The following is a 12,733-nucleotide window of genomic DNA, read 5'->3' on the forward strand; positions in this document are numbered from 1 at the left end:
ATCCTCAGCGGCCATCGAAACGGCTGCGCACCAGCTCGGTAAGAAACTTCCAGATGTCGGCCGCCAGCAGCGCCCGATTGATCGCGGCCATCGCAGCGCCACCAAACGACCCGAGCAAAAACCCCACCCCCGCGATATTGCGCGGGTCAGCGACGCCCATGTAATTGCTCGCGATACCGGTCAGATAGACCGAGCACGCGGCGCCTGTGATCACAAAGATGATCCGAGAACGCCAGTTCATCAGCTCGCTCTTGTGCCACCAGCCAGAGATGACCGCGCCAAGGGACCCTGCGATCAGCCATTCGCTTCTTTCCAGCAACTCGCCCAACCATTCCATGAGCCTGACTCCATTAACGGGACAAGGAGGACCGTTGTGAGCCGGAAGCATCGTTATCGTCACTGAAATGCTGCGGGCGCTGCCAACGTCTGGGATCGCCGAATGCCTCGGGATGAAAATGTCCTTAGCGATGCGAGCCAGGCACTAAATTTAAGCATTCTTAAAATATGAGTCAAGTTTGCTGAAATATTTTTAGGGAGCGTTTGTTTGCATGAGCCTAGAACTGAGTGTCGATGAAGCGCTGCCAGCCGATCCGCACGGTTCCATCCGCAAACCGCTCAAGCTGGATACCCTCGGTTTCCTCGATTTCCTGAAGCACTCTGTCCCAGCCTTCCACGGGTTCGTCGTCATGCCGGTTGACGATGATCCACTGCACTTTCTGGACCTTGGGCGCCGCGACCAGACGCTGAATGCGCCTGCCAATAGCTTCATAGTCCGATGTTGCACGCACTCCGGCCGCTTGGTGTTGCACCATGGCTTACTCCTGAAATAACTGTACACGCATACAGTATTTCAGCTCGCCAGATTCTTCAAGCTCTGTGGTGCCGCGGATCAGAGTCTGGCCGTCATCCGGACGGCAACGCCAATGATCCGGCAGTCAGGCCCGCACTCGATCATCTTGTAGGCAGGGTTGAGCGGCTTGAGATAGCGCACGCCGCCGTCCTCCACCAGCTTCTTGAAAGTCGCCTCGTTGCTGGCCGGAAGCTTGGCGATGACCAGCTTGCCCGGCTGCACTTCGGCCTCGGTATCGACCAGAATCATCATGCCCTCGGGCACACTCAGGCCGCTGGGCGCGGTCATCGAATCGCCTTTGACTTCCAGCCAGAAGGCCGGCCCCTTGGCGTTGTAATCGGAAATCTCGTAGCGGTCGGAAAACCCTTCAGGATAGGGTTCGACAGCCTCTTCCCATGAGCCTGCGGAAACCCAGCTGATCACTGGATACCGGTAGGACATGCGAGGCTGGTCGACGCCTGCGACATTGGCGTCCGCATAAGCCTCGCGTTGCGGGCCCTCGCCGATGGCCAGCCATTCGGCGCGAAAACCGGTCGCCCTCGCCAGGGCATAAAGGTTTTCCGGGCGCAGACTCTTGCTCTCCCCGGTGATCCACTGAGTAACGGCGGAATTGGCGACGCCGCACAAGGTGGCGATTTCACTCTTTTTCAGGCCGCTGGCCTTGATGGCGCGAGCAATACGTTCGTGTCTGTTCATGGCGCAAGATCGAAAGTGGAAGGAAGCGGCGCCCGGACACGCCATGCTAAGCATGCTGAAATATTATCAGGTTTACTGAAAAAAACACGCAGTTACTGCCTGACCCGATTTGCGGGATAATGCCCGCCAATCTTTTCCCTGTTTCCGGAGTTGACTCGATGAACCAGCACGCCCACGTCCATGGCCCCGACTGCAACCATGATCATGACCACGATCATCATCACGGCCACGTTCACGGCCCTCATTGCAACCACGCCCCTCAGGAGCCGGTACGCAATACCCTGAAAGATGTCGGCCGCAATGACCCCTGCCCGTGCGGCAGCGAGAAGAAATTCAAGAAGTGCCACGGTGCCTGATGTACCGAGCGTTTTGCCGACGGCCTGCCATGCAGGCCGTTTTTATTTGTGCGGGGTACGACCGAGGGAGTAAAACAGGGGGCTTCGCTCACCCGCATGGAGTTTTCGATGATCGACCTTCATTACTGGACCACGCCCAACGGCCACAAGATCACGCTGTTCCTGGAAGAATCGGGCCTCCCCTATCGCCTATTCCCCGTCAATATCGGCAAGGACGAGCAGTTCAAGCCTGAGTTTCTGAAGATCGCGCCCAACAACCGTATTCCGGCGATCGTCGATCATGAACCTGTCGACGGCGGAGAGCCGCTGAGCCTGTTCGAGTCCGGCGCGATCCTGCTGTATCTGGCCGAGAAGACCGGGCGCTTCATTCCCCAGGATCTGCGCGGCCGACAGGAAACGTTGCAGTGGCTGTTCTGGCAAATGGGTGGACTGGGCCCGATGGCCGGGCAGAATCATCACTTCAATCGCTTCGCCCAGGAAAAGATCCCCTACGCGATCGAGCGCTACGTCAAGGAGACGGCCCGTCTTTATGGCGTGCTCGACAAGCGCCTGGCGGACCGGGCATTCGTGGCGGGCGACGAGTACAGCATTGCCGATATGGCGATTTACCCCTGGATCGTGCCGCATACCTATCAGGAGCAGGACCTCAACGACTTCCCTGCCCTGCAGCGCTGGTTCGAAAGCATCGCCAGCCGCGAAGCGACGCAGCGTGCGTACGCGCTGGTCGATGAGATCAATCCGCCGAAGGCGTGAGCATCGCCAGCAAGCTGGCTCCTACACCAACTGTAGGAGCCAGCTTGCTGGCGATCAGGCAGCAAAATCCTGAAATAAAGACGCCCCGCTGTCTTGCGTGGCGTCGGTCCGCTCACTAACGTAGCGGCTTTTGCATGTCATTCCTTGCAGGAGCTCGCCATGGCCTCGCCCGCCTTCTCACGTTTTCTTCCTCGATTGGGCGCTGCTGCCGCCGCGACGGGCTTTCTGAGCCTTGCCGGCTGCCAGTTGGGGGCCGGTGATCAGGATTCGGTGCTGCCCAATACGGGCACCGTTGCGGTCAAAGGTCTGGCGCAGAACGTATCGGTGCGTCGCAACATGCAGGGCATGCCGCTGATCGAAAGCAGCTCTTACCATGACGCGCTCTTTACCCTGGGCTACGTGCATGCCGGTGATCGTATCACCCAGATGCTCGGGATGCGCCTGCTCGCCCAGGGTCGCCTCAGCGAAATGGCTGGCCCCGATGCGCTGGAGGTCGACCGCCTGATGCGTGCGGCCGGCCTCAAGCAGAGCGCCGGCGAGTTGTACAACGTTGCCTCGCCCCGCCTCAAGCGGTTCTTCGACGTGTACGCGCGTGGCGTCAACGCCTATCTGTTCCGCTATCGCGACAAGCTGCCGGCGGACCTGGCCGGCTCCGGCTACCGCCCCGAGTACTGGAAGCCGGAAGACTCGGCGCTGATCTTCGCCCTGCTCGATTTCAGCCTGTCGGTGAATCTGCAACAGGAATTGTCCTCGCTGGCGCTGGCGCAGAAAGTCGGGGTCGACAAGCTCGCCTGGCTGCTGCCGACCTATCCGGACGAGCTGTTGCCGTTCGCCGAGGCCGACAAGCTCAAGGGTGTGCCGTTGACCCAGGTGTCGTCCTTGCAGGACCTTGAGCGCGTCGCTTCGCAGTTGACCGACCTGAACATGCTGGGCGCCGCCGTCTCCAGCAACTGGGCGATCGCGCCGCAGCGCAGCCGCAACGGCAAGAGCCTGCTGGCCGCCGACATGCAGCTGCCTTCGGGCGAAAACTCGGCCTGGAGCCTGGTGCAGATTCGCGCGCCCAAGTATCAGGTCTCCGGCGTGACCCTTGCCGGACTCCCGCTGGTGCTCAGCGGCTTCAACGGCAAGCTGGCCTGGAGCATGGGTAACGTCAAGGGCGACAACCAGGATCTGTTTCTGGAAAAGCTCAAACGCGAGAACAATCGTCTGCTGTACATGGCCGATGGCAAATGGTTGCCGGCCACGGCCCACGAAGAAACATTCCTCGTCAAAGGCGCTCGTCCGGTGCGCGAGACGGTCTACGCGACGCGTCACGGCATGTTGCTCAACGCCACCGCCACAGCCCTGGGCAATGGTCTGGGTCTGGCGCTGCAAACCCCGGACTTCAAGGACGACAAAAGTCTGGACGCGTTCTTCGATCTGTCGCGCGCGCCCAAAGTGGACAGGGCTTTCGACACCAGTCGCGAAATACGCGCCATGACCTTGAACATGGTGTTTGCCGATGCGACCAATATCGGCTGGCAAGTCACCGGTCGCTTCCCCAACCGTCGCGACGGCCTGGGTCTGGTGCCTTCGCCGGGCTGGGACGCTCAATATGACTGGGACGGCTTCGCCGACCCGATGCTGCATCCTTACGATCAGGACCCTCGACAGGGCTGGCTGGCGACCGCCAACCAGCGCACCGTTCCCAAGGGCTACGGCATGCAGCTGTCCAATTCCTGGGGCGCGCCGGAGCGGGCCGAGCGGATCGCCGAGCTTGCCAACGGTGCGAAACAGGACACCCGCAGCACCATCGCCATGCAGTACGACCAGACCACCACTTTTGCCGCGAAGCTCAAGGCCATGTTCCAGGCGCCAGGCATGGCCAGGCCGCTGGCGCAGGCCATCGACGCCCTGCCGGAGGCCGAGCGCGGCAAAGCTCGCGAAGCCTACGCACGCCTGATGGCGTTCGACGGCCGACTCAGCGCAGGCTCATCGGACGCGGCGATTTATGAACTGTTCTTGCAGGAAAGCGCCCGGCAGACATTTCTCGATGAGCTTGGCGCGCAGACCGGCCCGGCCTGGCAGGCTCTGGTGAGCAACGCCGGGTCGTCCTGGTCGGCCCAGGCCGATCACCTGCTGGGCCGCGACGACAGTCCGTTCTGGGATGACATCACCACCGCGCGCCAGGAAGACAAACCGACCATCCTCGCCCGCAGTCTCGCGGCCTCGATCAGCCGCGGCGAGAGCCTGTTGGGCAGCAACCACAAGAGCTGGCAGTGGGGCGCGCTGCATCGGCCGTCCAATGCGGCGCAGGCGTCGCCGCTGGCAAAATGGCTGGGTGGCGCGGCGCTTCCTGCTTCAAACACAGCGATGGGTGGCGACCACAGCACGCTGGACGTTTCGGGACATGCCTGGGGTGACTCGTTCGATGCGCGCTCGGCGCCGGCGCTGCGCATGATCGTCGACTTCAGCCTGGTCGAGCCGATGCTGGGTGTGATGAGCACCGGACAATCCGGAAACCCCGCCAGCCCCTATTTCGCCAGCAGCGTCGACGCGTGGCGCAAGGCGCAGTACATGTCGATCCCGCTGCAACAGCAGAACTACGAAAAAGGCTACGGCAAACAGCGCCTGACGCTGACGCCGGGTAAATAAGCGGGCAAGGTCACTCCCACGGAAATGCACGATTCCTGTGGGAGGGACCTTGGTCGCGACAGCCATCACGCGGCGCACCTGATACAGCGCGTCGTCTGGGTCGCGAGCAAGCTCCCTCCCACACCGACCGCACTGGTCACTCTGCACAGAGTTCTCGAACTTCCCCCACCGCTCCGGCTCATAGCTAACAAGCCCATCCATACGGTTGCCCCATGGATCTTGTCATTGCTCGACCCGAAGGTTTGTACTGCCCACCCGGCGACTTCTATATCGACCCCTGGCGCCCGGTCGAGCGATCGGTCATTACCCATGGCCATGGCGACCATGCCCGGACCGGCAACACGCACTATCTGGCGACGGCCAGCAGTGAAGGCATTCTGCGCTCGCGTCTGGGTCAGGACATTCGCCTGCAGACCCTCGAATATGGCGAGTCCATTACCCATCACGGCGTGAAACTCAGCCTGCATCCGGCCGGTCACGTGCTGGGTTCGGCGCAGGTGCGCCTGGAATACGAGGGCGAGGTCTGGGTCGCGTCCGGTGACTACAAGGTCGAGCCGGACGGCACTTGCGCGCCTTTCGAACCGGTGCGCTGCCATACCTTTATTACCGAGTCGACGTTCGGCCTGCCGATCTATCGCTGGGAACCTCAGGCACGAATTTTCTCGGGCATCAATGACTGGTGGCGGGACAACGCGGCTCAGGGCAAGGCTAGCGTGCTGTTCGCTTATTCATTCGGCAAGGCGCAGCGGATCCTGCACGGCATTGATTCCGACATAGGCCCGATCCTGGTGCATGGGGCGGTAGAGCCGCTGAACCGGGTCTATCGCGAAGGCGGTATCCGCATCCCCGAAACCCAGTATGCCGGTGACTTCAAGAAAACCGACCCGGCGTTGCGTAATGCGTTGATCCTGGCACCGCCATCGGCCGGCGGGAGCACCTGGATGAAGCGCTTCGGCGACTACAGCGATGCCTTCGCCAGCGGTTGGATGATGTTGCGCGGCACGCGTCGGCGGCGCGGCGTGGACCGGGGGTTCGTGCTGTCGGACCATGCCGACTGGCCGGGCCTGTTGTGGGCCATCGAACAGACCGGCGCCGAACGTGTGATGGTGACCCACGGATCGGTGGCCGTGCTGGTCCGTTATCTGCGCGATATCGGTCTGGACGCCCAGGGCTTCACGACCGAATACGGCGATGAAGATGAGGTGACCGGTGCCGGCGGCGACGCAGCGGCTCACGAAGAAGAGGCGCGGTCATGAAAGCCTTCGCCGAACTCTACGCCCGGCTGGACGCCACCACGTCGAGCAATGCCAAACTGGCGGCCATGCGCGAATATTTCGCCCAGGCCGAACCTCAGGATGCGGCCTGGGCCGTGTATTTCCTGTCCGGCGGCAGGCCGCGACAGCTGGTGCCGACCAAGGTCCTGCGCGAGCAGGCCATCACGCTTGCCCAGCTGCCGGAATGGTTGTTCGAGGAAAGCTACCAGGCGGTCGGCGATCTCGCCGAAACTCTGGCGCTGCTGTTGCCGCAGGCCGACCACAGCAACGACGAAGGCCTGGCGCTGTGGATGGAAGAAAAGCTTTTGCCGTTGCGTGGCTTGCCGCCAGAGGAACTGGCCGAACGGCTGCCCGGTTTCTGGTCGCAACTGGATCGCAACAGCCTGATGGTGTGCATCAAGCTGATCACCGGAAGCTTCCGGGTTGGCGTATCGAAACTGCTGGTCACTCGCGCTCTCGCCGCGCTGGCGGATCTGGACAGCAAACGCGTTGCGCAACGACTGGTGGGCTATACCGACCTGTCACACCGTCCCAGCGCCGAAGGCTACCTGAAACTGATCGCCGCCGAATCGGCCGATGAACATGCCCAGCGCGGCGGCCAGCCTTATCCGTTTTTCCTTGCCCATGCTCTGCAACAACCGGCGGAGCAGTTCGAAGCCTTGCTGGGGCCGGTCGAGCAATGGCAGGTGGAATGGAAGTGGGACGGCATTCGCGCACAACTGGTCAAGCGCGACGGACGACTGTGGATCTGGTCGCGCGGCGAGGACCTGGTCACTGACCGTTTTCCGGAATTGCACAGCCTTGCCCAGTGTTTGCCGGACGGAACCGTGATCGACGGCGAGATCGTGGTCTGGAAGGCGCCCGAGCCGAGCCCGGACCAAGCGGCCGCGTTCGAACTCGATGACCCGTCGAATCAGCCCGCACCTTCGGTGCAGCCCTTCGCCCTGTTGCAGCAACGGATCGGGCGCAAGACGCTGGGCAAGAAGATCCTGGCCGACGTGCCGGTGATCATGCTGGCCTACGATCTTCTCGAATGGCAGGGCCACGACTGGCGCAGCCGCCCGCAACATGAGCGGCGCGCCCAGTTGGAGCAAGTCATCAGTGACGCTCAAAGCCCGGTGCTGCTGCCCTCTCCATTGCTTGAGGCCAAAGACTGGCTGGACATGGCCACCCAGCGCGAGGCCTCACGGAGTCTGGGCGTCGAAGGCATGATGCTCAAGGCCCGGGACTCGCTGTATGGCGTGGGCCGGACCAAAGACATGGGCGTCTGGTGGAAATGGAAGATCGACCCGTTCAGCGTCGACGCCGTGCTGATCTACGCCCAGCGCGGTCACGGGCGCAGGGCCAGTCTGTACAGCGACTACACCTTTGCCGTCTGGGACGGACCGCCGGACTCCAGCGAAAGAACGCTGGTGCCCTTTGCCAAAGCCTATTCTGGGCTCACCGACGAGGAAATGCGTAAGGTCGACGCCATCATCCGCAAGACCACGGTCGAAAAATTCGGCCCGGTTCGCAGCGTGACGCCGACCCTGGTGTTCGAGCTGGGCTTCGAAGGTATCGCACTGTCAAAACGGCACAAGAGCGGCATCGCCGTTCGCTTCCCGCGCATGCTGCGCTGGCGGCATGACAAGCCGGTGGCGGAGGCGGATAGTCTGGCGACATTGCAGGACCTCCTGAGCTGACGCACCAGATCAGTGCGCAATGCGCACCATGTAGGAGCTAGCTTGCTGGCGATACCCCAGATCGCCAGCAAGCTGGCTCCTACAGGGGAGATGGCAGAGCATCAGAAATGCGACAGAACCGTACGTTTCAAACGCACGTTTGCGCCATTGGTTCAAAATTTGCTACATGATGCCAATCTGGCACCTGCCGGTAGCAATTCTCGCGGTTCCCCATACCCCCATCAGGTTTCAAGGACTCAACGATGAAAAAAGCATGGCTGACTCTCTCCGCCCTGGCTCTGTGTGTCGCGGCTGGCAGCGCAATGGCAAAGGAATACAAGGAACTGCGTTTCGGCGTCGACCCTTCGTACGCTCCGTTTGAATCCAAGGCCGCCGACGGCAGTCTGGTCGGCTTCGACATCGATCTGGGCAACGCCATCTGCAAAGAGTTGAACGTGACCTGCAAATGGGTCGAAAGCGATTTCGACGGCATGATCCCCGGCCTCAAGGCTCGCAAGTTCGACGGCGTCATCTCCTCGATGACCGTGACCCCGGCCCGCGAGAAAGTCATCGACTTCTCCAACGAACTGTTCTCCGGCCCAACTGCGCTGGTCTTCAAGAAAGGCGCCGGTTTCACCGCCGACCCAGCCAGCCTCAAGGGCAAGACCGTAGGCTATGAGCAAGGCACCATTCAGGAAGCCTACGCCAAGGCCGTGCTGGACAAGGCCGGCGTGACTACCAAGGCATACCAGAACCAGGATCAGGTCTACGCCGACCTGACTTCCGGCCGTCTCGACGCCTCGATCCAGGACATGCTGCAGGCTGAACTGGGCTTTATGAAGTCGCCGGCCGGCGCTGACTACCAAGTGAGCGAGCCTGTCGACAGTCCGTTACTGCCATCCAAGACCGCAGTCGGTATTGCCAAAGGTAACAAAGAGCTCAAGGCACTGTTGGACAAAGGTATCAAAGCGTTACACGACGACGGTACCTACGCGGAAATCCAGAAGAAGCACTTCGGCGACCTGAATCTGTACAGCGGTAAATAACACCCCGACGCCCATCGACATCGGCGATCATGCGCCGCTCCTTCGATGGGCGGCGCACTTGCCGGTCGATGGACGTTTTCGTTTGTTGACCGCGCAAGGCTTTACCCATGCTCGACGCACTCATGCAAAACCTGGGACTTTCGGCATTCAGCCTCAAGGGCTTCGGCCCGCTGCTGATGCAGGGAACCTGGATGACCATCAAATTATCGCTGCTGTCGCTGGCCTTGAGCATTGTGCTCGGTCTGCTCGGCGCCAGCGCCAAACTGTCCGGCTCTGCCCTGCTGCGGGTGCCCGCGCAGCTGTACACCACGCTGATCCGCGGCGTGCCCGATCTGGTGCTGATGCTGCTGATCTTCTACAGCCTGCAGACCTGGCTCACCAGCCTGACCGACGCGATGGAATGGGAGTACATCGAAATCGATCCATTCACCGCCGGGGTCATCACCCTGGGCTTCATTTATGGCGCGTATTTCACTGAAACCTTTCGCGGCGCGATTCTCTCAGTGCCGCGCGGTCAGGTCGAAGCCGCCATCGCCTATGGCCTCAGGCGCGGCCAGCGCTTTCGCTACGTGGTCTTCCCGCAGATGATGCGCTTTGCGTTGCCGGGCATCGGCAACAACTGGCAAGTGCTGCTCAAGGCCACCGCGCTGGTCTCGATCATCGGCCTCGCCGATCTGGTCAAGGCTTCCCAGGACGCCGGCAAGAGCACCTATCAGCTGTTCTACTTCCTGGTCCTGGCGGCGCTGATCTACCTGGTCATCACCAGCGCCTCGAATTTCGCCCTGCGCTGGGCTGAGCGGCATTACGCCGTGGGCAGCCGGGAGGCGCAGCGATGATCGAACTGCTCGAAGAGTACTGGAAACCCTTCCTTTATACCGATGGGGTGAACATCACCGGTCTGGCCATGACCATGTGGTTGCTCAGCGCATCCATCGCACTCGGCTTCTGTCTGTCCATTCCGCTGTCCATCGCCCGCGTTTCGAAAAAGCGCTGGCTGCGCTGGCCGGTGCAGTTCTACACCTACGTGTTTCGCGGCACGCCGCTGTATATCCAGCTGCTGATTTGCTACACGGGGATCTACAGCATCGCAGCAGTCCGCGAGCAGCCGTTGCTCGATGCATTTTTTCGCGACGCCATGAACTGCACCATCCTGGCCTTCACGCTCAACACCTGCGCCTACACCACGGAAATATTCGCCGGTTCGATCCGCAGCATGGCGCACGGCGAGATCGAAGCGGCCAAGGCCTACGGTCTGACCGGCTGGAAGCTCTACGCCTACGTGATCATGCCTTCGGTGCTGCGCCGGTCGCTGCCTTACTACAGCAACGAAGTGATCCTGATGCTGCATTCGACCACCGTCGCGTTCACCGCGACCGTGCCGGACATCCTCAAGGTAGCCCGCGACGCCAACTCGGCCACCTTCATGACCTTCCAGTCGTTCGGCATCGCGGCGCTCCTGTACTTGACCGTCACCTTCATTCTGGTGGGCCTGTTCCGCCTCGCTGAACGCCGCTGGCTGGCCTTCCTCGGCCCCGCCCACTAGTCCCAGGAAACGATGATGCGCCATCACACCCACGATCTCTTGTCGCCGGTGCCGGGCACCGCGCGGCAGATCCACAGTTTTCACTACGGGCCGTCCCAGGGCGACCGCAAGATCTACATCCAGGCCTCGCTGCACGCAGACGAGCTGCCGGGCATGCTGGTCGCCTGGTACCTCAAGCAGCGCCTCGCCGAACTGGAAAGCGCCGGGCGCCTGCTGGGGGAAATCGTCGTGGTACCGGTCGCCAACCCCATCGGTCTGGAGCAGGTCCTGATGGACACGCCGCTGGGCCGCTATGAGCTGGAAAGCGGCGAGAACTTCAATCGCTGGTTCAGCGATGTCGCCGAGCGCGTCGGTAACGAGGTCGAAGCCCGGCTGGGCGATGATGCCGAGCGAAACCAGGCACTGATCCGCGCATGCCTGCACGAAGTACTGCACGGGCAAAGCGCCGGCAGCCAATTGCAGTCGCTGCGACTGACGCTGCAACGTCTGGCCTGCGATGCCGACATGGTGCTGGATCTGCATTGTGATTTCGAATCGGTGGAACATTTGTACACCACGCCGGAAGCCTGGCCGAAGGTCGAGCCGCTGTCGCGCTATCTTGGCGCTCAGGCCAGCATGCTGGCGACCGACTCGGGCGGTCATTCGTTCGACGAGTGCTTCACCCTGGTCTGGTGGAAGCTGCAGCAGCGTTTCGCGGGGCGTTTCCCCATCCCGATGGGCAGTTTCTCGGTGACGGTCGAGCTGCGCGGCCAGGGCGACGTCAGTCACGCGCTCGCGACCCGCGACTGTCAGGCGATCATCAATTACCTGATCGATTTCGGCGTCATCGACGGCGAGGCCGCGCCAGCACCCGAGCTTCTCTACCCCGCTACTCCGCTGGCGGCCGTCGAACCGGTCACCACACCCGTCGGCGGGCTGCTGGTGTTCTGCGCCATGCCCGGCGAGTACGTCGAGGCAGGGCAATTGATCGCCGACGTCATCGACCCGGTCAGTGATGCCGTCACGCCGGTGCACGCGACCCGTGCCGGCCTGCTCTATGCCCGCTCGCTGCGACGCATGGCAACGGCAGGCATGGCCGTCGCCCATGTCGCCGGCACCGAGCCTTATCGCAGTGGCTACCTTCTTTCTCCTTGAGGACCTGACATGTACAAACTGACCATCGAGGGTCTGCACAAAAGCTACGGCGACAACGAGGTGCTCAAAGGGGTATCGCTCAAGGCCAACAGCGGCGATGTCATCTGCCTGATCGGCGCCAGCGGTTCGGGCAAAAGCACCTTTCTGCGCTGCATCAACTTTCTCGAGCAGCCCAATGACGGCGCCATGAGTCTGGACGGCCAGCCGGTGCGTATGGTCAGCGACAAGGACGGCATGCGCGTGGCCGATCCAGAGGAATTGCAACGCCTGCGCACGCGTCTGGCGATGGTCTTCCAGCATTTCAACCTGTGGGCGCACATGACCGTTCTGGAGAACGTGACCATGGCGCCGCGTCGGGTGCTCGGCATCTCCAAAGCAGAAGCGGAGAAACGCGCGCGGTTGTACCTGGACAAGGTTGGCCTGCCGGAGCGCGTGGCCGAGCAGTATCCGGCGTTTCTTTCCGGCGGCCAGCAGCAACGCGTAGCCATTGCCCGTGCACTGGCGATGGAGCCGGAAATCATGTTGTTCGACGAACCGACCTCAGCGCTCGACCCCGAGCTGGTGGGCGAGGTGCTGAAGGTCATCCAGGGGCTGGCCGAGGAAGGCCGCACCATGATTCTGGTCACCCACGAAATGGGCTTCGCCCGCAAGGTCGCCAATCAGGTGGTGTTCCTGCACAAAGGCCAGATCGAAGAATCCGGGCATCCGGATGAAGTGCTCAACAATCCGAAGAGCGAGCGGTTGCAGCAGTTTCTGAGCGGGAACCTGAAGTAAATCGCCAGCAAG

At 61.8% G+C, this 12,733-nt stretch carries 13 protein-coding genes; 10 read left to right on the forward strand and 3 right to left on the reverse strand.

Translation table 11 applies throughout. The features are described from left to right. Positions 1-4 precede the first annotated feature (4 nt). From TRP66_RS07190 to TRP66_RS07200, 3 genes are all read right to left on the reverse strand, one after another. Positions 5-337 carry an MFS transporter gene (locus tag TRP66_RS07190; RefSeq protein WP_333400685.1) on the reverse strand — a complete coding sequence of 111 codons (333 nt, stop codon included), beginning with the start codon at positions 335-337 and terminating at the stop codon, positions 5-7. A 217-nt stretch (positions 338-554) separates the two neighbouring features. Next, complete coding sequence (locus TRP66_RS07195) at positions 555-812, reverse strand: DUF1654 domain-containing protein (protein ID WP_333400686.1); 258 nt, start codon at positions 810-812, stop codon at positions 555-557. Positions 813-889: 77 nt separating this feature from the next. Beyond that, positions 890-1,546: a LexA family protein gene (locus tag TRP66_RS07200; protein ID WP_333400687.1), complete on the reverse strand. Its 657-nt coding sequence runs from the start codon at positions 1,544-1,546 to the stop codon at positions 890-892. A 158-nt stretch (positions 1,547-1,704) separates the two neighbouring features. Here TRP66_RS07200 and TRP66_RS07205 point away from each other — a divergent pair, with 158 nt between their 5' ends. The 10 genes from TRP66_RS07205 (at position 1,705) to TRP66_RS07250 (ending at position 12,721) form a co-directional block, all read left to right on the forward strand. After that, a complete protein-coding gene (locus tag TRP66_RS07205; RefSeq protein WP_333400688.1) occupies positions 1,705-1,902 on the forward strand; it encodes an SEC-C metal-binding domain-containing protein in 198 nt (65 codons plus the stop codon). Positions 1,903-2,010: 108 nt separating this feature from the next. Further along, a complete protein-coding gene (locus TRP66_RS07210; protein WP_333400689.1) occupies positions 2,011-2,655 on the forward strand; it encodes a glutathione binding-like protein in 645 nt (214 codons plus the stop codon). Between the two features lie 159 nt (positions 2,656-2,814). Further along, positions 2,815-5,289, forward strand: coding sequence for a penicillin acylase family protein (locus TRP66_RS07215; RefSeq protein ID WP_333400690.1), 2,475 nt, complete (start codon positions 2,815-2,817; stop codon positions 5,287-5,289). A 212-nt stretch (positions 5,290-5,501) separates the two neighbouring features. Then, complete coding sequence (locus TRP66_RS07220) at positions 5,502-6,545, forward strand: ligase-associated DNA damage response exonuclease (RefSeq protein WP_333400691.1); 1,044 nt, start codon at positions 5,502-5,504, stop codon at positions 6,543-6,545. Further along, the gene (locus tag TRP66_RS07225) at positions 6,542-8,245 is read left to right on the forward strand and encodes an ATP-dependent DNA ligase (protein ID WP_333400692.1); all 1,704 of its coding nucleotides are present in this window, start codon (positions 6,542-6,544) and stop codon (positions 8,243-8,245) included. Before TRP66_RS07220 ends, TRP66_RS07225 begins: the two co-directional genes overlap by 4 nt. A gap of 242 nt (positions 8,246-8,487) precedes the next feature. Beyond that, positions 8,488-9,270, forward strand: a complete 783-nt coding sequence (locus TRP66_RS07230) for a transporter substrate-binding domain-containing protein (protein ID WP_333400694.1) — start codon at positions 8,488-8,490, stop codon at positions 9,268-9,270. 107 nt (positions 9,271-9,377) lie between these two features. Continuing rightward, positions 9,378-10,106: an ABC transporter permease gene (locus TRP66_RS07235; protein ID WP_333400695.1), complete on the forward strand. Its 729-nt coding sequence runs from the start codon at positions 9,378-9,380 to the stop codon at positions 10,104-10,106. Beyond that, positions 10,103-10,813 carry an ABC transporter permease gene (locus TRP66_RS07240; protein WP_333400696.1) on the forward strand — a complete coding sequence of 237 codons (711 nt, stop codon included), beginning with the start codon at positions 10,103-10,105 and terminating at the stop codon, positions 10,811-10,813. Before TRP66_RS07235 ends, TRP66_RS07240 begins: the two co-directional genes overlap by 4 nt. Positions 10,814-10,828: 15 nt before the next feature. Further along, positions 10,829-11,947 (forward strand): succinylglutamate desuccinylase/aspartoacylase family protein, encoded by a 1,119-nt coding sequence (locus TRP66_RS07245; protein ID WP_333400697.1) that lies wholly within the window; start codon positions 10,829-10,831, stop codon positions 11,945-11,947. Positions 11,948-11,956: 9 nt separating this feature from the next. Continuing rightward, positions 11,957-12,721 (forward strand): ABC transporter ATP-binding protein, encoded by a 765-nt coding sequence (locus TRP66_RS07250; protein WP_333400698.1) that lies wholly within the window; start codon positions 11,957-11,959, stop codon positions 12,719-12,721. The last annotated feature ends 12 nt before the right edge of the window (positions 12,722-12,733 follow it).

Source organism: Pseudomonas sp. JDS28PS106, from assembly GCF_036706555.1.
Taxonomy (GTDB): Bacteria; Pseudomonadota; Gammaproteobacteria; order Pseudomonadales; family Pseudomonadaceae; genus Aquipseudomonas.

What these genes read in the sequence shown, in the direction of transcription:
- TRP66_RS07190 (WP_333400685.1), bottom strand. Translation starts at nt 337, where the DNA reads ATGGAATGGTTGGGCGAGTTGCTGGAAAGAAGCGAATGGCTGATCGCA.
- TRP66_RS07195 (WP_333400686.1), bottom strand. Translation starts at nt 812, where the DNA reads ATGGTGCAACACCAAGCGGCCGGAGTGCGTGCAACATCGGACTATGAA.
- TRP66_RS07200 (WP_333400687.1), bottom strand. Translation starts at nt 1,546, where the DNA reads ATGAACAGACACGAACGTATTGCTCGCGCCATCAAGGCCAGCGGCCTG.
- TRP66_RS07205 (WP_333400688.1), top strand. Translation starts at nt 1,705, where the DNA reads ATGAACCAGCACGCCCACGTCCATGGCCCCGACTGCAACCATGATCAT.
- TRP66_RS07210 (WP_333400689.1), top strand. Translation starts at nt 2,011, where the DNA reads ATGATCGACCTTCATTACTGGACCACGCCCAACGGCCACAAGATCACG.
- TRP66_RS07215 (WP_333400690.1), top strand. Translation starts at nt 2,815, where the DNA reads ATGGCCTCGCCCGCCTTCTCACGTTTTCTTCCTCGATTGGGCGCTGCT.
- TRP66_RS07220 (WP_333400691.1), top strand. Translation starts at nt 5,502, where the DNA reads ATGGATCTTGTCATTGCTCGACCCGAAGGTTTGTACTGCCCACCCGGC.
- TRP66_RS07225 (WP_333400692.1), top strand. Translation starts at nt 6,542, where the DNA reads ATGAAAGCCTTCGCCGAACTCTACGCCCGGCTGGACGCCACCACGTCG.
- TRP66_RS07230 (WP_333400694.1), top strand. Translation starts at nt 8,488, where the DNA reads ATGAAAAAAGCATGGCTGACTCTCTCCGCCCTGGCTCTGTGTGTCGCG.
- TRP66_RS07235 (WP_333400695.1), top strand. Translation starts at nt 9,378, where the DNA reads ATGCTCGACGCACTCATGCAAAACCTGGGACTTTCGGCATTCAGCCTC.
- TRP66_RS07240 (WP_333400696.1), top strand. Translation starts at nt 10,103, where the DNA reads ATGATCGAACTGCTCGAAGAGTACTGGAAACCCTTCCTTTATACCGAT.
- TRP66_RS07245 (WP_333400697.1), top strand. Translation starts at nt 10,829, where the DNA reads ATGCGCCATCACACCCACGATCTCTTGTCGCCGGTGCCGGGCACCGCG.
- TRP66_RS07250 (WP_333400698.1), top strand. Translation starts at nt 11,957, where the DNA reads ATGTACAAACTGACCATCGAGGGTCTGCACAAAAGCTACGGCGACAAC.